The organism is Luteibacter sp. 329MFSha (assembly GCF_900111665.1).
In the GTDB taxonomy this organism is placed as follows: domain Bacteria; phylum Pseudomonadota; class Gammaproteobacteria; order Xanthomonadales; family Rhodanobacteraceae; genus Luteibacter.
The window spans coordinates 51686-68107 of the sequence record NZ_FOJE01000001.1 but is presented as its reverse complement, the minus strand read 5'-3'; the positions used below and the strand labels follow the sequence as shown (position 1 = coordinate 68107).

Annotated in this window: 17 protein-coding genes; 11 read left to right on the top strand and 6 right to left on the bottom strand. The window is 69.8% G+C overall.

The annotated features are described in order from the left end of the window. Positions 1-2: 2 nt before the first annotated feature. On the top strand, positions 3-650 hold the full coding sequence (rnhB, locus tag BMW54_RS00295) for a ribonuclease HII (protein ID WP_090051993.1): 648 nt from the start codon (positions 3-5) through the stop codon (positions 648-650). A gap of 98 nt (positions 651-748) precedes the next feature. Next, complete coding sequence (locus tag BMW54_RS00290) at positions 749-1114, top strand: hypothetical protein (RefSeq protein WP_090051991.1); 366 nt, start codon at positions 749-751, stop codon at positions 1112-1114. A 41-nt stretch (positions 1115-1155) separates the two neighbouring features. On the opposite strand, the gene BMW54_RS00285 is transcribed toward BMW54_RS00290, so the two are convergent. From BMW54_RS00285 to moaA, 5 genes are read right to left on the bottom strand one after another with little or no spacing between them, the layout of a single operon-like run. Then, complete coding sequence (locus BMW54_RS00285; RefSeq protein WP_090051989.1) at positions 1156-2346, bottom strand: molybdopterin molybdotransferase MoeA; 1191 nt, start codon at positions 2344-2346, stop codon at positions 1156-1158. Position 2347: 1 nt separating this feature from the next. Further along, a complete protein-coding gene (gene moaCB, locus BMW54_RS00280) occupies positions 2348-3286 on the bottom strand; it encodes a bifunctional molybdenum cofactor biosynthesis protein MoaC/MoaB (RefSeq protein ID WP_090051988.1) in 939 nt (312 codons plus the stop codon). Continuing rightward, positions 3283-3765 (bottom strand): molybdenum cofactor biosynthesis protein MoaE, encoded by a 483-nt coding sequence (locus BMW54_RS00275; RefSeq protein ID WP_090051986.1) that lies wholly within the window; start codon positions 3763-3765, stop codon positions 3283-3285. Before BMW54_RS00275 ends, moaCB begins: the two co-directional genes overlap by 4 nt. A gap of 2 nt (positions 3766-3767) precedes the next feature. Further along, positions 3768-4019, bottom strand: a complete 252-nt coding sequence (locus tag BMW54_RS00270; RefSeq protein WP_175472727.1) for a MoaD/ThiS family protein — start codon at positions 4017-4019, stop codon at positions 3768-3770. Between the two features lie 22 nt (positions 4020-4041). After that, positions 4042-5016, bottom strand: a complete 975-nt coding sequence (gene moaA / locus BMW54_RS00265) for a GTP 3',8-cyclase MoaA (RefSeq protein WP_090051983.1) — start codon at positions 5014-5016, stop codon at positions 4042-4044. 86 nt (positions 5017-5102) lie between these two features. Between moaA and BMW54_RS00260 the strand changes: the two genes are divergently transcribed. From BMW54_RS00260 to BMW54_RS00220, 9 genes are all read left to right on the top strand, one after another. Further along, the gene (locus BMW54_RS00260; RefSeq protein ID WP_090051981.1) at positions 5103-6080 is read left to right on the top strand and encodes an XdhC family protein; all 978 of its coding nucleotides are present in this window, start codon (positions 5103-5105) and stop codon (positions 6078-6080) included. Continuing rightward, the gene (locus tag BMW54_RS00255; protein WP_090051979.1) at positions 6077-6670 is read left to right on the top strand and encodes a nucleotidyltransferase family protein; all 594 of its coding nucleotides are present in this window, start codon (positions 6077-6079) and stop codon (positions 6668-6670) included. Before BMW54_RS00260 ends, BMW54_RS00255 begins: the two co-directional genes overlap by 4 nt. 36 nt (positions 6671-6706) lie before the next feature. Then, a complete protein-coding gene (locus BMW54_RS00250) occupies positions 6707-7531 on the top strand; it encodes a cytochrome b/b6 domain-containing protein (protein WP_254778961.1) in 825 nt (274 codons plus the stop codon). After that, positions 7524-8279, top strand: coding sequence for a molybdopterin-binding protein (locus BMW54_RS00245; RefSeq protein WP_090051978.1), 756 nt, complete (start codon positions 7524-7526; stop codon positions 8277-8279). Before BMW54_RS00250 ends, BMW54_RS00245 begins: the two co-directional genes overlap by 8 nt. Before the next feature lie 169 nt (positions 8280-8448). Next, positions 8449-8844 carry an HU family DNA-binding protein gene (locus tag BMW54_RS00240; RefSeq protein WP_072321789.1) on the top strand — a complete coding sequence of 132 codons (396 nt, stop codon included), beginning with the start codon at positions 8449-8451 and terminating at the stop codon, positions 8842-8844. Positions 8845-9438: 594 nt separating this feature from the next. After that, positions 9439-11832, top strand: coding sequence for a TonB-dependent receptor plug domain-containing protein (locus BMW54_RS00235; RefSeq protein WP_090051976.1), 2394 nt, complete (start codon positions 9439-9441; stop codon positions 11830-11832). A gap of 187 nt (positions 11833-12019) precedes the next feature. Beyond that, entirely contained in the window at positions 12020-12406 is a 387-nt protein-coding gene (locus tag BMW54_RS00230) for a BlaI/MecI/CopY family transcriptional regulator (protein WP_090051975.1), read from the top strand. Between the two features lies 1 nt (position 12407). Continuing rightward, positions 12408-14123 (top strand): M56 family metallopeptidase, encoded by a 1716-nt coding sequence (locus tag BMW54_RS00225; RefSeq protein WP_090051973.1) that lies wholly within the window; start codon positions 12408-12410, stop codon positions 14121-14123. 53 nt (positions 14124-14176) lie between these two features. Next, a complete protein-coding gene (locus BMW54_RS00220) occupies positions 14177-14842 on the top strand; it encodes an HAD-IA family hydrolase (protein ID WP_175472726.1) in 666 nt (221 codons plus the stop codon). Positions 14843-14986: 144 nt separating this feature from the next. Here BMW54_RS00220 and BMW54_RS00215 read toward each other — a convergent pair whose 3' ends face one another. After that, positions 14987-16420 carry a sulfite reductase subunit alpha gene (locus tag BMW54_RS00215; RefSeq protein WP_217642578.1) on the bottom strand — a complete coding sequence of 478 codons (1434 nt, stop codon included), beginning with the start codon at positions 16418-16420 and terminating at the stop codon, positions 14987-14989. Positions 16421-16422: the final 2 nt, after the last annotated feature.

The following is a 16422-nucleotide window of genomic DNA, read 5'->3' as shown; positions in this document are numbered from 1 at the left end:
CCATGCCACGCAAGCGCAACGTCACCTCCCAGCTCGGTCGCGACCTCGTCGTCGCGGGCGTCGACGAGGCCGGCCGCGGACCCCTGGCGGGTCCGGTGGTGGTGGCCGCGGTGATCCTCGACCCGGCACGCTCGATCCGCGGCCTCGACGACTCGAAACAGCTGGCCGAGGACGTGCGGGAAAAGCTCTACGCGCGCATCGTCGAACGAGCGCTCGCGCACTGCGTGATCTTCGTCGAGCGCGAGGAGATCGACCGCATCAACATCTTCCAGGCGACGATGGTCGGCATGACGCGCTCGCTGATGGGTCTGTCGCTCGCGCCGCAGATCGCCCTGGTGGACGGCAATCGCCTGCCGCGCACCCTGCCCTGCGAAGGCCGCGCGGTGATCGGCGGCGACGCCACGGAACCGGCGATCAGCGCGGCGTCCATCCTCGCCAAGGTCAGTCGCGACCGGCACATGCATGCCCTCGACGCGCTGCACCCCGGCTACGGCTTCGCCCGGCACAAGGGCTACGCCGTGCCCGAACACCTCGAAGCCCTGGGACGGCTCGGCCCCTGCGACGCGCACCGGCGCAGCTTCGCCCCCGTGAAGCGCTGGTTCGAGCCCGAGATCGAACCGATGGCGGACCTCTTCGCCGTCGCGGTCTGACGCGTCGCAGAAACCCCTCAAGTCCTCCCGGACCTTGCCGATAGGTAGGTGGAACGCCCTTCGTGCGTTATCCAATCCCCTATCGACAGGTCACACCCATGAAGAAGATCGCCATCGCCGCCGCGCTGTTCCTCGCCGCCCCGCTGTCCGCCCACGCCGCCTGCGCCGCCAAGGATTTCGCCATCGACGACTTCGCCGTGAAGCTGCAGCAGGGTTCGGGCCAGCCGCGCTTCAGCATGAAGGGCAACCTGGTCAACAAGTGCGCCGAAGCCGCGGCCGCGCAGATCCGCATCGATGCGAAGGACGCCTCGGGCAAGGTCATCGCGAGCAAGCAGGGCTGGCCGGCCGGCACGTCGAACATCGAGCCGGGCAAGGCCGTGGACTTCGATCTCGGCCGCCTGTTCCGCTACTCGCCGGAAATGCAGGACTACACGGTCGTCGTGACCGATGTGAAGGCCTGGTAAGACCCACGCCCGGACCCGCGGTCCGGGCGAATCGTGCGCTGTCAGATCGCCAGCCAGCGCACCTTCTCGCCCGCCGCGAACGGCGCGCGTCGCGCCGGCAGCCAGACCAGGGCATGCGCCGAGGCCAGGTTGCTGAGCATGTGCGAGTCCTGCCGCGGCAGCAGGCCCAATGAGGCGGTGCCGTCCGAGAGATCGAGCCGCATGCGGACCAGGCGATCGCGCTCCTCGTCGGCATCCACCTCGCCCGAGAGCACGCCGCGACGCCACGCGGGCTGGGGCTCCGCCTCGCCCTCCAGGCGCGCGAGCACCGCGCGCGCATGCACCGCGAGGCACACGAGCACCGCGGCGGGATTTCCGGGCATGCCGAGCATCGCGCGGCCGTCGCGCATGCCGAACCAGAGCGGCTTGCCCGGCTTCTGCGAAACCTTCCAGAACACCTTGCGCACGCCCAGCCGGTCGGCCACCACCGGAATGAAATCCCGGTCGCCCACCGATACGCCGCCGCTGGTCACGATGAGGTCGGCGCTATCCAGCGCCGCGCTCATGGCTTCTTCCAGCGCCGTCTCGTCATCGCGCACGTACGCGACGACGGGCTCGCCATAGCCGTTTTCCACGAACCACGCGCGCAGCAGCGGACCGTTGGCGTCGTAGACCTGCCCGGGTTCGAGCGGCTCCCCGGCGCGCACCACTTCGTCGCCGGTGACCAGCACAGCGATGCGAGGCCTCCGATACACCTCGACGGTGTCGATGCCCGCCATGGCCATCGCGGCGAGCAGGCCGGCGCCGATGCGGCGCCCCGGCTCCGCCAGCGCGGCACCCGCCGCGAGCTCCTCGCCTTCGTAACGGATCGCCTCGCCCTTGCGCACGGCCTCGCGAAGGACGATGCCCTCGCCCGTGCGCTCGACGATCTCCTGACGTGCCACGGCATCCGCGCCCTCGGGCAGGACGCCGCCGGTGAGGATGCGCACGGCGTCACCGGGACCGATGGCGACGGCCGCGGGCTGTCCGGCGGCCGCGGTGCCGACCAGACGGCGCTGCGCCGTGCCGTCGTCGGCCCGGACCGCATAGCCGTCGACCGAACTCTGCGTGAAGCGCGGCAGCGCGATGCGCGCGCGCGGCGTTTCGGCCAGCACCGCGCCGAGCGCCAGCTCGAGCGGCACGCGATGCGTCGGCAGCGAGCGGACGGCGGTGGCGTACGCTTCCAGCGCCTCGGCGATCGGCAGCAGCGCCATGTCAGTGCGCCTCGCCGTAGCCGCCGGGATGGCGGCCACCCGTGCGGCCGGTCTCCAGCAGATGCACGAGGCCCGGCAACACGGCGGCCAGCGATTCGCCCGCACCGCCCCGGCTGCCCGGGAACGTGACCACGAGCGTGTCGCGCACGTACCCCGCGACACCGCGCGACAGCATCGCGAAGGGCATGCGTTTCTGTCCGAAGGCGCGGGCGGTCTCCATGATGCCGGGAATCTCGACGTCGAGCAGCGGCCGCACCGTGTCCACCGTGATGTCGCGCGGCCCGAGGCCGGTGCCGCCGACGGTGATCACGAGGTTCACGCCGCCGTCGACCAACGAGCGCAACAGGTCGCCGAGGACCTCGGCGTCATCCGCGATCACGGCGTATTCCACCGGATCGAATCCGGCCTCGATCAGGGCATCGCGCACGTACGCCCCGGCGGTGTCCGGCTTGGCGCCGCTGGCGACGGTGTCCGACAGCACCACGACGGCCGCGCTGCGCGGCGCGGCGAGCGTGCGCCGGTAATGCGACTTGCCGCCCGTCTTGCGTTCGAGGCGGCAATCCTCGATGTGCAGCTCATCGGGCTCGGCATACGGCTTGAGCATGTCGTAGATCGTGAGCGCCGCGAGGCTCGCCGCGGTCAGCGCTTCCATCTCGACGCCCGTCGGGCCGATCGTCTGCACTTCCGCGATCACGCGCACCGAGGTCTCGGCGAGCTCGTACGCGACATCCGCGCGATGGATCGGCAGCGGATGGCAGAGCGGGATCAGCTCGTCGGTGCGCTTCGCGGCGAGGATGCCGGCGACGCGCGCGGTCTTCAGGGGATCGCCCTTCTCGGTATCGCCACTGCGCAGCAGCGCGATGCAGTGGGCGGGAGCATGCAACGTGGCGGTGGCGCGTGCGACGCGAAGGGAATCCGGCTTCTGGCTGACGTCTTTCATCCGTGGCTCGTGTGCGTGTGGTGGCGGTGCGCCGCCGGGGCCGGCTCGTCGAGGTCGTCGCGGATGCAGCAGCCTTCCACGAACGCGCTGCTGCCGTCGGTGTAGAACTCTTCCTTCCAGATCGGCGCGCCATGCTTCACCGCGTCGACGGCGTAGCGGCAGGCGTCGAACGCTTCCGCACGGTGCGGCGCGCGCACGACGCAGACGATGGCGATGTCGCCGATCGCGAGGTCGCCCAGGCGATGCACGATGCGTACGTACGGTACCCCGTAGCGTTCGCGCGTGGCGTGCTCGACGTCGCGAATCACCTTCGCCGCGAGCGGCTCGTGCGCCGTGTACTTGAGGTGGCGCACCGAGCGCCCCTCGTGGTGGTCGCGCACCGTGCCGACGAACAGCGCGAGGCCGCCGCACTCCGGATGGGCGTCGAGCTCGAGGAGCGGTTCGACGGCGACGGGGTCGTGAGAGAGAACGTGGGTCATGGTCAGCCTCCCGCCACGGGCGGCAGCAGTGCGATGCGGCGGTCGGCGGGCAGCGCGTCCGCACGGCGGATGATGGTGTCGCCCGACACGCAGGCGCAGCGCTCCAGCGAGCCGGCCAGTTCGGGCCGTTCGCGCGCCAGCAGCGTCAGCGCGTCGCCGACCGTGGCGACGTCGGCGTCGGTTTCGACGCGGCATTCGCTGCCGCCGGCCAGCCGTTCGAGGTTGGCATAGAGTTCGAAGACGATCGGTGTCATGGACATTCCGGTACGAGGTGAGTCATCCGCCCATCGCGTGCATGGTCAGCGGCCGGTCGACCGGGCCGGGCCGCGAGGCATAGCCGGCGTCCTTCAGCCAGACGGCGCGGGCGACGTGCGCGGCCAGGGCCTCGTCGTCGATGCCTTCGCGCATGCGCGCGCCCAGCGGTGTTCCCACGGGGGAGAACAGGCAGGTGAACAGCTCGCCGGTGGCGGTGATGCGCAGGCGATCGCACGTGGCGCAGAACGGATGGGAGACGGTGGAGATGATGCCGAGGGGATAGTGCCCGTCGACCAGGTAAGGCGTGGCCGGATCGTGGCTCCGTGGCACGACGTCGACCCGGTGCGTCACGCGGATCGCGTCGAGGATCTCGGCCTCGGACACGACGGCGTCGCGCTTCCAGTGACCCGGCGCGTCCAACGGCATGTACTCGATGAAGCGCAGGGGCAGGCCGCGCGCCATGGCCCAGTCCAGCAGCGGCACCACGTCCTTTTCGTTGTCGCCGCGGATCACCACGGCGTTGAGCTTCACGTTCGCGCCGGCGTCCGCGAGCGCGTCGATGCCGTCGAGCACGGGCGCGATCTCGCGACGGGTCAGGTGGCGGAAGGTCTCCGGATCGAGGGCATCCAGGCTCACGTTGAAGTCGTCGATGCCGGCCGCGATGAGCTCGCGAGCCTTCGGCGCGATGCGCGACGCGTTCGTCGTCATCGACAGCCGCGCCAGGCCACGCGCGCGCAGGCCGTCGATCGCGCGCACGCATTCCAGCAGGTCGCGGCGCAGGAGCGGCTCGCCGCCCGTGAGGCGGATCTGGTCGATGCCGTGGTCCACGAACAGGCCGGCGAGGCGCACGATCTCGTCGCGCTCCAGCAGGCTCGCGCGGGGCAGCCAGTCCGGATGCTCGGGCATGCAGTACGTGCAGCGGAAATTGCAGCGATCGGTCAGCGATATCCGCAGTTTGCGCTTGGTACGTCCGTGGCGGTCGATGAGGGGTGACATGGTCGCCTTAGCAGAACACGGGTGGCGTGAGACGGGTGTTTCGGCCCGGTCACGTCCTATGGGTGCAATCGTGCCAGACTTCCACCATGAGTGCCTTGGACCAGACCATCATGCCCGCGTGGCCCGCGTGGCCCGAATACGCCCTCGTGGAGGATCTCCTGCCCTCGCTGCGCGAGTTCGCGCATGCCGGCCGGGTGGCCCTGGCCACCCTGGTGACCGCCGAGGGCCCCTCCCCACGCCCGCTCGGCAGCGAAATGGCGATCGCGGCGGACGGCCGCGTCGCCGGCTACGTCTCGGGCGGATGCGTCGAGGCGGCCGTCGCGAGCGAGGCCGCCATGGTGCTGGCGGAGGGGCGACCCCGCCTGCTCGACTACGGGGTGGGCAGCGAGGTGGTCGACATCCAGCTGACCTGCGGCGGCCGCATCGGCATCTTCGTTCGTGAACTGCGCGAGCCGTCGCGGTACATGAACGAGCTCGCCGTCGCCCGGCGCGAACGGCGCACCGTCACGGTGCGCGTCGCCGGGACGGACGGCGAATGGCGTGTCGAGGAAGGCGAGCACGCCGCCGAGCCGGGGTCGTATGCCGTCGTCCACCGGCCACCGCTGCGACTCGTCGTCGTCGGCGGCGACCCGGTCAGCCTCGCCGTCGCCACGATCGCCCCGATGGTGGGCGTGGAGGTCGCCCTGCTGCGGCCGCATGGCCCGATGCAGCCACCCCCCGGTATCGCGCCGGTGCTCTACGACCCGCGCGCCCTGCCCGTCTCCCTCGCGGCCCTGGCGATCGACGATCGCACCGCCGTTTACTCGCTCAGCCACGACGCCGAAATCGATCACGCCGTGGCGGCGCATGCCCTGAATTCACCGGCGTTCGCGGTCGGCGTGCTCGGTAGCCGGAACAAGATCGGCTCGCGCATCCAGCGCCTGCGCGACGACGGCCTCGGCGACGACGAACTCGATCGCCTGCACCTGCCCGCCGGGCTGCCCATCGGCGCGCAGACGCCTCACGGCATCGCGCTGTCCATCCTCGCCCAGGTCTGCCAGCGCGATCGCGCACGGCAACCGTGACGCCCGCGCACGACGCCGTGATCCTCGCGGCGGGCGGCAGCCGGCGCCTCGGACGTCCGAAGCAGTTGCTCCGTCGGGACGGCGAAACGCTGATCGCGCGCGTCGCGCGACTGGTGCTGGCCACCGCGCCGGCGCGCACGATCGTCGTGACCGGCGCCCATCGCGAAGAGGTCGCCGCGGCGACGTCGGGCCTCGACATCGAGATCGTCACGAACGACGCGTGGACCGAAGGCATGGCCTCGTCGCTGCGCGCGGCGGCGCGCTCGCTCGCGGGACGCGACCGGCCGGTCCTGGTGACCGTGGTCGACCAGCCGGCACTCGACGATTCGCACCTTCGCGCGCTGCTCGACGCCCACCGCGACGACCGCGACACGGTGAGTGCGTACGGCGACGCGCAGGGCGTGCCGGCCGTCCTGCGCGCTTCGACGTTCGCGCGCGCCGCGACCCTGCGGGCCGATACCGGATTCCGGCGGCTCTGGACGGATGCGGATCCCCGCACCGTGCGCGCCGACACGCTCGCGCACGACCTGGACGACCTCGACGATCTCCGTGTCGCCGTCGCGGCGGGCTGGGTGGACACGTCCGGCTGAGAGCGCATACTCGACGCGTCCCCACGGAGTGCCGTCGTGACCGACACGCGTCTCGTCTACCGCCATCGCTGGCCCGTCCGCGTGATGCACTGGATCAACGTGGTCTGCCTTTGCGTCCTCCTCGGCAGCGGCCTGCAGATATTCAACGCCCACCCGGCGCTGTACTGGGGCGAGCGTTCCCATTTCGACACGCCGCTGCTCGCGCTCGAAGGCGGACAGGACCCGGCCGGCCGGCCCGTCGGCACGACACGCATCGGAAGCCACTCGTTCGATACGACGGGCGTGCTCGGGGCGTCCCGTGTCGATGGCGAGTGGACGGCGCGGGGCTTTCCCGCCTGGGCGACGATTCCCGGCCCCGGCTGGCTCGCCATGGGACGACGCTGGCACTTCTTCTTCGGCTGGATTTTCGTCGCCAACGGCATCGCCTACGTGGGCTGGTCGCTGGCGAGCCGCCACTTCGCACGCGACCTCGTGCCGACCCGCCGCGACTGGCGCGGCATCGGCCGCTCGATCGTCGACCACCTGCGATTCCGTCATCCCGAAGGCGATGACGCCCTGCGTTACAACGTGCTGCAGCGCCTGGCCTACCTCTTCGCGATCGTCGTGCTCGGTGGCGGCATCGTCCTGATGGGGCTCGCCATGTCGCCGCGCATGGACGCCGTCCTGCACTGGCTGGTCGATCTCGTCGGCGGCCGCCAGTCCGCGCGGACGATTCACTTCGTCATCGCGATGGCGTTCGTCGCGTTCGTTCTCGTCCACGTGTTCGAAGTACTGGTCAGCGGGCCGCTCAACCAGCTCCGTGGCATGATCACCGGCTGGTACCGCGTGCGCGCGGATCGCAAGGAGGTGCCCCATGACTGACCGCCGCCGTTTCCTGCGCAACGCGGTGCTCGCGATGGGAGGCGCGGCCCTCGCCGGCTGCGACGCGATCTCGCAGAGCGATACCGGTGCGAAGGTGCTCGATTCGGCCGAAGGCGTGACGCGTCGCGTCCAGCGCCTGCTCTCGCCCTCCACCGCGCTCGCGAAGGAATTCACGGAGGCCGACATCTCCCCGGTGTTCAAGGCGAACGGAAGCACCCTCCCCGACACGCCCGAGTACCAGGCGCTCATGCGCGACCATTTCGCCGGATACCGTCTCGACGTGGGTGGCCTCGTCGCCAGGCCCGCGCAGTTCTCGCTCGATGCGCTCAGGGCCCTGGGAACGCGTACGCAGATCACGCGTCACGATTGCGTCGAGGGCTGGAGCGTGATCGGCAAATGGACCGGCACCCCGCTGGGCGCCGTGCTCGACCACGTGCAACCCCGGCCGGATGCACGCTATGTGGTGTTCCATTGCTTCGACCACATCGAAGAGGACACGCCGTACTACGAGAGCATCGACCTGACGGAAGCGCGGCATCCGCAGACGCTGCTCGCCTACGCCCTCAACGACGCGACGCTGCCCGTCGCCAACGGCGCGCCCCTGCGGCTTCGCGTCGAGCGCCAGCTCGGCTACAAGCACGCCAAGTACCTTCGCCGGATCGAGCTCGTCGACAGCTTCGCGCGCATCGGCGAAGGCAGGGGCGGTTACTGGGAAGACAACGGTTACGAGTGGTACGCGGGTATCTGACCGGCGTTTTTCCGCAGCGCGTCACGAGGAGTCTGAAAAAAAGACTCCAAAAGGCCAATATTTTTTCGCGGACCCTATTTTCAGCGGACGAAAGCAACGCTAGAGTGAGTCGCCCGCTGGGCACCGGCCGGAAAGGCCGCCTCTTTCGAACAAAGTGACAAGGATAACCATGGCCAAGACCACCAAAACGGCGGCGAAGAAGGCCGCTGCCAAGGCTCCCGCCAAGGCTGCGAAGGCGCCGGCCGCCCTCAAGCCCATCAAGGATCCGCTTTCGAAGTCCTCGCTCGTCTCGCACATCGTCGAGCAGAGCGGCGTCGACAGCAAGAGCGTGAAGGCCGTCCTGGCCTCGCTCGAAGGCGCGATCTCCGCGTCCGTGCACAAGAAGGGCGCTGGCACGTTCACGCTGCCGGGCCTGCTGAAGATCACCTCGGTCGCCGTCGCCGCGAAGCCGAAGCGCAAGGGCAAGGACCCGTTCACGGGTGAAGAGCGCTGGTTCGCCGCCAAGCCGGCGTCCGTCAAGGTCAAGGTGCGTCCGCTCAAGAAGCTGAAGGACGCGGCCGCCTGATCCTTCGCGGTGGTTCGCCACCGCGACCGACGAGGCAACCGAAAGCCCCCGCTCCGGCGGGGGCTTTTTTTATGGGACTTCGCCGCGACAACCGAGCGCCTCGCCGTGGGCACCGGCATGCGCCGGTGCGACGTGAGGGGGCCGCCACGCCCCGACATCCACAACCGTCACCCCGGCGCACGCCGGCGTCCACGGGCCCGGTCCACGAGGATGCGTCAAGCGCTCCGCTGTCGCCCGGTTGACATCGTTTTCCCCATGCCACAGCATGGCCCGACGATCTGGCCATCCAGACGTCTCACCGGGCCACCCACACGAGGCATCCGTGAACCCGAACCCGCAGCACATCGTCAACACGCCTTCCCTGCCGACCACCCTGCTGGTCGCGGCGTGTTGTCGCTGTTGTCGGGCGTAAACGCCTCGCGCTGACGCCTCCGGCGTAGCGCTCCCCCGTCGCGAACGAACGGCCGCCCGATCGCGGTCCGTCGCCGCAATCCCCGTTTTTCCAAGCCTTCGCCCTCGCGGCGAGCTAGCGTCGTTCGCGTGCGTGTCGCGAATGGCGTCGTTCATCCATCGCTACCCCATAGGATCGCCCCCATGCTTCACCTCCCCTTCCGCCGCCTCGCTCTTCCCGCCCTGATCGCCGCCGCCCTCGCGCCGGCCGCGCATGCGCAGGAGGCGCCATCCGAGGCGCAGGCCAAGCCTCCCACGAACCTGGAATCGGTGGTCGTGACGGGCACGCGCTCGGTCAACCGCAGCCAGGAAAGCTCGCTCTCACCGATCGACATCGTGACGGCGAAGGACCTCCAGTCGGTGGGCGACACGCAGCTGGGCGCCGTGTTGTCGCGACTCGTGCCGTCGCTGAACTTCCCGCGCGCTCCCGGTAACGACGGCTCGGGCATCGTGCGTCCGGCGGCGCTGCGCGGGCTGTCGCCGGACGAGACGCTCGTGCTCGTCAATGGCAAGCGCTGGCACACCACGGCCCTGCTCAACCTGCAGGGCGCGCTGGGACGCGGCTCGGCGCCCGCCGACCTGAACTCGATCCCGATTTCCGCCGTGGATCACATCGAGGTGCTGCGCGACGGCGCCTCGGCGCAATACGGTTCCGATGCCATCGCGGGCGTGATCAACATCGTCCTCAAGGGCGCCGCGAAGGAAGGCAGCAATTCGGCGAGCATCACCGCGGGCCGGTACAGCGCGGGCGACGGCAAGCAATGGCAGGGCGAGGCGAGCATCGGCGTGCCACTCGGCGGCGACAAGGGCTGGGCCCGCCTGAGCGTCGTGCAGGGGCATGCCGATGCGACGAATCGCGGCGGTCGCGACTTCCGCGATCCGTCCTCGCCGGTCTACGGCCAGCGCACGCAGCGCATCGGCGAGCCCGACATCAGCAACCACCAGGCCCTGCTGAACGTGCAGTACGCCGTGACCTCGAACGCCGACTTCTACGCGTTTGCGAGCACGAGCAGCCGCGAAGGCACGTCGCCCGCGCTCTTCCGTACCTACAACAGCGCGCGCAACATACGCTCGATCTATCCGAACGGTTTCCTGCCCCTCAACGACGTGCGCTCGATCGACAGCGCCCTCGTCGCGGGCGTGCGCGGCACGACCGCGAGCGGATGGCGCTGGGACGTCAGCGGCAACTACGGACGCGACCACGTAAGCATCGACCCGATCCACACGCTCAACGTGGATCTCGGCGCGGCGAGTCCGACGCGCTTCAACGCGGGCCGGCTCATCGCCACGCAGAAGGCGTTCGACGTCGACATCGCGAAGGACCTCGCGGTGGGCTGGCTGCAGAACCCGGTCACCCTCGCGTTCGGCGTCGAATACCTCTACCAGCGCTATGGCATCGAAGCGGGCGATCCGTCGTCGTACTTCGGGACGGGATCGCAGGGATTCCCGGGCTTCACACCCGGCGACTCCGGCTACCACGCGCGACACGACGTCGCGGAGTACATCAGCCTCGAGAACCAGATCACGGACAAGCTGAGCGGCTCGCTCGCCGTCCGCCACGAGGATTACACCGACTTCGGCAACACGACCTCCGGCACGCTTTCGGCACGTTACGACTTCACCGACACGTTCGCCCTGCGTGGCACGGCCGGCACCGGATTCCGGGCGCCCTCGCTCGCGCAGCAGTTCTACACCACGACGTCGACCAACGTGATCGGCGGCGTGCCGACACAGATCCGGAACTTCGCGGTGAGCGATCCCGTCGCTCGCGCACTGGGCGCGGAACCGCTCAAAGCCGAGAAGTCGCACAACTACACGCTGGGCGCGACGTACCTGCCGGGCAACTGGACGTTCTCGCTCGACGTCTACCAGATCACGATCGGCAATCGCATCGTGGCCTCCGAGAACCTCGTCGGCGACGACGTTCGCGCCTACCTGACGAGCCAGGGCTACACGAACATCCAGGGCGGCAGTTACTTCACCAACGCCCTGAAGACGCGCACCCGCGGCGTCGATTTCAGCAGCGGTTACCGGCTCGACCTCGGCAACGCCGGGCTGCTTCAGCTGACCGCGGCGTACAACCGCAACCACACGTCGATCCTGTCGGTGGCGCCGAATCCGCCGCAGCTCGCACAGAACGGGCTCGAACTGGTGCGCGTGGGCCATATCGCGCAGGGCTACATCACCGAGGGCGCGCCACGCGACAAGATCGCGCTCGGCGGCGACTACACGCTCGGTGCGTGGAACTTCCACAGCGCGCTCACGCGTTACGGGCAGTTCCGCCAGAACCAGGATCCGATCAGCAACCCGGGATACGACCAGGTCTTCCCCGCCCGCTGGCTGCTCGACCTGTCGGCCAGCTTCGCCACGGCCGGATGGACGTTCACGGCGGGCGTGGACAACCTCACCAACGTGTATCCGCAGAAGTACAAGGCAGGCAGCGACGGTGCCGTCGGCGGCACCTGGCCGTACCCTGATTACTCGCCGTTCGGCTACAGCGGCCGCTATCTCTACACGCGGGTCGCGTACCGCTGGTAAGAAACCGCCTGTAGGAGCGGCCCTGGCCGCGACAGCCGTCCGCGACACGCCGCAGGACCTGTCGCTCTCCGCGAGAAGCTGTCACGGCCAGGGCCGCTCCCACACCGGCGCCCCTCCCGGAAGTCATGCTTGACTACAGCTGTCGTCAGGCGCACCCTGCCTACAGCTGTAGTCAGGAGCGGGCGGCATGAGCAAGAAGACGATCGGCGACCAGGAACTGGCGCTGCTGCAGTACATCGAGGATGCCCCGAAGAGTTCGGTGGCGGAGGTTGTCGCGGGGTATGGCGAGTCGCGCGGCCTCGCCCGCTCGACGGTGCTGACGATGATGGAGCGCCTCCGCGCGAAGGGTTACCTCACCCGCCGCCGGATCGACGGCAGTTTCCGCTACAGCGCGATCAACGGCACCGGCGAGGTGATGACGGGCGCGGTCGCGCGCTTCGTCCAGAACACGTTGCAGGGATCGGTCTCGCCATTCGTCGCGTGGATGTCCGAACGCGGCCAGGTCAGCGACAGCGAGCTGGCCGAACTCGAGGCACTGGTCGATACCCTGCAGTCGCGTCGCGAGAAGCGCTGACATGGATGCCTTCCTCGATACGCTGTCCACCCGGCTCGCCTTCGCCTCCGCGCAGGCCCTGCTGCTCGGTGCGCTCGTCTACGCCGTCTGCCGGTCGTTCCCGTCACTATCCGCGTCGACGCGCAGCCTCTTGTGGTGGCTCCTCGGCGCACAGCTGATCGTGGGCATCGTCGCCCCCACGCCGTTCGGACTGCCGTGGCTTCCCGCGCCTGCGCCCGCGACGGCGCAAGCGGCCGTCATGGATGTCCCGCAGGTAACCGACGCCGGCGCGGCGCAGACCACCACCGCCAACGCAGGCGCGATCTCCTGGATCGCCATCGTGCTCTGCCTGTGGGCCGTCGGAATCCTCGGGCAGCTCGTCGTCGCCGCCGTGCGCGGCGCGCGGCTCGCCGGCGTGCTGCGCCGCTCGCTGGCGCACGACGACGTCCGCGTGGACACGCTCTGCGCGAAGCGCGCCCGCGAACTCGGCCTGCGTCGCTCGCCCCGGCTGGCGGTCTCGCGCGAAGTGGATTCGCCGCAGGTGGTCGGCTTCCTGCGCCCGACGATCCTGCTGCCGCTGGACGAGCGTCTCGACGACGACGAACTCGACATGGCACTCATGCACGAGCTCGCGCACGTGCGCCGCGGCGACCTCGTCCTCGGCTGGGTTCCCCTGCTCGCACGCACGCTGTTCTTCTTCCACCCCCTCGTCCACCTGGCGACGCGCGAGTACGCGATCTGCCGCGAGGCGGCCTGCGACGCCCTGGTCGTCTCGCGCGGCCGTCAGGCGGCGCGGACCTATGGACGCATGCTCCTGCGCCTCGGCGTCACGCCGCACCCGCATCACGCCCTGGCAGGCGCCTCACCCACGTTCCGCACTCTGAAAAGGAGACTCGACATGCTCGGTCAGGCCACCCAGGCATCGCGCCCCGTATTCGCCTTCTGCCTCGTCGCCGCCATCGCGGTCGTCGGTGTCACGCCCTGGCGCGTGGTCGCCGCGGACAGCGCCACGACCCGGCCGGTCGCCTTCATGGACGCCGCGCCGGCGCCCCCGCCGGCACCCGCCGCGCCTGCCGCTCCGATGGCGGATGCGGTAGCGATGCCCGTGCCGCCGCCCGCGCCCGTCGCGCCCATGGCGCCGCCCACACCCGCGACGGCCTACCATCCCGGCCCAGGCCACCTGCCTGACCATGCGTTCATCTACTTCGGCGACGACATCCATGTGATGAACGGCAGCAACGTCGACTTCCAGCGCGCGGAAGCGGCGCGCGCCGGCGCGGGCGAGTTCGTCTGGTACCGCGACGGTGCGCAGGCGTGGGTGCTGAAGGATCCCGCCTACCTCAAGCGGATCGAAAAAGCCTTCGCACGCAGCGCCGTTCCCGCCGAGTCGGGCCGGATGAGCGCGGAGAAGATGGCGGACATCGATCGCCAGCAGGCCATCCTCAACGAGCAGATGTCGAAGCTCGCCCACCGCCAGGCGGAGCTGGCCGTGAAGGAGACGATGCCGATGCGCCCCGACGACCGGGCCGCTTACGCGGCGGGCCACGCGGCGATCGGCAAGGAGCAGGCGGAGCTCGCGAAGAAGATGGCCGAACTGGGTCAGCTCCGCGCGATGAACGGAAAGAGCCAGGCCGAATGGGGCCGCCAGCAGGCCGCCGCCTCGCGCAAGGCCGCCGACGAGGTGAACGCGATCGTCGCGGAGGCGATTCGCGACCGCGCGGCCACCGCGGTGCGCTGACGCGACGACGATGCTCCGGTATGGTGGAGGGCTTTCCACCTTCCGGAGGCATCATGCGACTTCAATCGGGCACGGTCATCGAGGCACAGGCCCTGCTGTTCGACATGGACGGCACGCTGATCGATTCGCGCGTCGTCGTCGAGAAGATCTGGAAGCGCTGGTGCGACGAGAACGGCATCGACTGGCACACCGTCCTGCCGCGACTGCATGGCGTGCGCATGCGCGATTCGGTCGAGATGTTCGCGAAGCCCGGCATGGACGTGGAGGCGGTGTACCAGCGCCTGTACCGCGAGGAGGTCGAGGACGTCGACGGCATCGTGCCGATTCCGGGCGCCGTGGAACTCCTCGCCTCGCTTCCACCCGAGGCGTGGACCATCGTCACCTCGGCCGACACGGTACTGGCGAAGGCACGTCTCGGCGCCGCGGGCCTCGTGCCGCCGCCGCGCATGGTGACGGGCGAGATCGTGACGCTGGGCAAGCCCGATCCCGAGGGCTACCTGCTCGGTGCGCGGCGCATGGGTGCCGATCCGAAGGACTGCCTGGTGTTCGAAGACGCGAAGGCGGGCATCGACGCCGGCCTCGCCGCGGGTGCGCGGGTCGTCGCCATCGCGGGCGATCATCCGGAAGAGGTGCCCCCGAACGTCGAGTGGGTGACGGACCTGACGTCGCTGCGGTTCGATGGCATGCGGGACGGAAAGGTGCTGCTTCGGGTGGTCTGAGGACCTATCCAGCGATCCCACTACACCGGCACTCGGCCCGCTGCCGCGGGATCGCCGATACGATCGGCTCCCACCGGCTCGGTGGCAGGTCACCTACCGAAGGGTGGGAGCCGATCGTATCGGCGATGGTTGCTCGCGAGAGCGTCAGTAGACGTCGCGTCGATAGCGCCCCGTCGAAGCGAGTTCATCGACCGTGACGTCACCCAGGGTGGCGCGCAACACGGCATCCACCCCCGGCGCCATGCCGGCGAGGCTGCCGCAGACGTGGATGCTCGCGCCGTCCGCGACGAACCCGCGCAGCGCTTCCGCGCTGCCACGCAGGCGATCCTGCACGTAGCGCTCCGTCGACGATTCGCGCGACCAGACGAGGTCCAGACGCTCGATCCCGCCCTCCGCATGCCACTGGACCAGCTCGTCGACATGCAGCCGATCGACCGCGCTGTGCCGCTCGCCGAAGATCATCCAGTTGCGATGACGACCTTGCGCGATGCGCGCCTTGAGCAAGGCGCGAAGTCCCGCGATACCGGTGCCGTTGCCGACGAGCAGCAGCGGCCGGTCGTCGAAAGGCGCGTGGAACCCCGCGTTGCGACGTACGCGGAGATCGATCGCGTCGCCGATGGCCGCATGCTCGGTCAGCCAGCCCGATCCGATGCCGAGGCCGCCATCCTCGCCACGCATCTGGCGCACGACGAGGTGGATCGCACCATCCGTCGGCAGCGACGCGATGGAGTATTCGCGATGGGGATGCGTGCCTTCATCCGCACGGTGCCGCCGCGGCCCGACCTCGGCGATGTCGCCGGCGTCCCATGCGAGGTGTGTCTCGTCGCTCGGCGCGAGCGCGACATGGAAGCACGGTCCGCCGGCACTGCCGGGATTGAGCAGGCGCCGCTCGACGAGACGCCATGGTTGATATGCGGGCCTGCGCCAGTCGGCGAGTCCGGTCGTGCCGGCCACGTGCGCGACCTGGTGCTGCCAGTGACGGAGGCTGCCCTCGTCGCCGTTGTCGACATCGACGCGATCGAACAGCGGCGTCGCGCCACTGGCGCGCAACCAGGCATCGAGCTCGCGGCCGAAGGCGCAGAAGTCGTCGTAATCGCGGTCGCCGAGGGCGAGCACGCCGTAGGCGAGTCCACCGAGTGCCGCGGGCGCGCGCATCGCACGCTGCCGGAACGCGGTCGCCGCATCCGGCGCGTCGCCCTCCCCCGTGGTGCTCGCGACGAACAGCGCGCGCGTCGCCTGCGCGAGCATGGCGGGCGTGACGTCGTCGATGCCGCGGATGTCGACGGGCTTGCCGCCAGCGCGCAGCTCGTCGGCGGTCTTCATCGCCAGTTCGGTCGCGAAACCCGTCTGCGACGCGTGGACGACGAGGATGCCGCCCGCGTCATGGGGTTCGTCGGGTGTTCGTCGCGCCACCATCCGGACGGTGAAGCCGATCCACGCGAGCGCGATGGCGCCGGCGGCGGTGACGTTCCACGGCGAGCCGACGCCGATGCTCGCCGGTGCCTGCAGGCGCCAGCAGGACAGAGCGACGACGAGCAGCGCCAGTCCGATGACCAGCTGACCGAGGAGCGCCCTCACGA

What these genes read in the sequence shown, in the direction of transcription:
- rnhB (WP_090051993.1), top strand. Translation starts at nt 3, where the DNA reads ATGCCACGCAAGCGCAACGTCACCTCCCAGCTCGGTCGCGACCTCGTC.
- BMW54_RS00290 (WP_090051991.1), top strand. Translation starts at nt 749, where the DNA reads ATGAAGAAGATCGCCATCGCCGCCGCGCTGTTCCTCGCCGCCCCGCTG.
- BMW54_RS00285 (WP_090051989.1), bottom strand. Translation starts at nt 2,346, where the DNA reads ATGGCGCTGCTGCCGATCGCCGAGGCGCTGGAAGCGTACGCCACCGCC.
- moaCB (WP_090051988.1), bottom strand. Translation starts at nt 3,286, where the DNA reads ATGAAAGACGTCAGCCAGAAGCCGGATTCCCTTCGCGTCGCACGCGCC.
- BMW54_RS00275 (WP_090051986.1), bottom strand. Translation starts at nt 3,765, where the DNA reads ATGACCCACGTTCTCTCTCACGACCCCGTCGCCGTCGAACCGCTCCTC.
- BMW54_RS00270 (WP_175472727.1), bottom strand. Translation starts at nt 4,019, where the DNA reads ATGACACCGATCGTCTTCGAACTCTATGCCAACCTCGAACGGCTGGCC.
- moaA (WP_090051983.1), bottom strand. Translation starts at nt 5,016, where the DNA reads ATGTCACCCCTCATCGACCGCCACGGACGTACCAAGCGCAAACTGCGG.
- BMW54_RS00260 (WP_090051981.1), top strand. Translation starts at nt 5,103, where the DNA reads ATGAGTGCCTTGGACCAGACCATCATGCCCGCGTGGCCCGCGTGGCCC.
- BMW54_RS00245 (WP_090051978.1), top strand. Translation starts at nt 7,524, where the DNA reads ATGACTGACCGCCGCCGTTTCCTGCGCAACGCGGTGCTCGCGATGGGA.
- BMW54_RS00240 (WP_072321789.1), top strand. Translation starts at nt 8,449, where the DNA reads ATGGCCAAGACCACCAAAACGGCGGCGAAGAAGGCCGCTGCCAAGGCT.
- BMW54_RS00235 (WP_090051976.1), top strand. Translation starts at nt 9,439, where the DNA reads ATGCTTCACCTCCCCTTCCGCCGCCTCGCTCTTCCCGCCCTGATCGCC.
- BMW54_RS00230 (WP_090051975.1), top strand. Translation starts at nt 12,020, where the DNA reads ATGAGCAAGAAGACGATCGGCGACCAGGAACTGGCGCTGCTGCAGTAC.
- BMW54_RS00225 (WP_090051973.1), top strand. Translation starts at nt 12,408, where the DNA reads ATGGATGCCTTCCTCGATACGCTGTCCACCCGGCTCGCCTTCGCCTCC.
- BMW54_RS00220 (WP_175472726.1), top strand. Translation starts at nt 14,177, where the DNA reads ATGCGACTTCAATCGGGCACGGTCATCGAGGCACAGGCCCTGCTGTTC.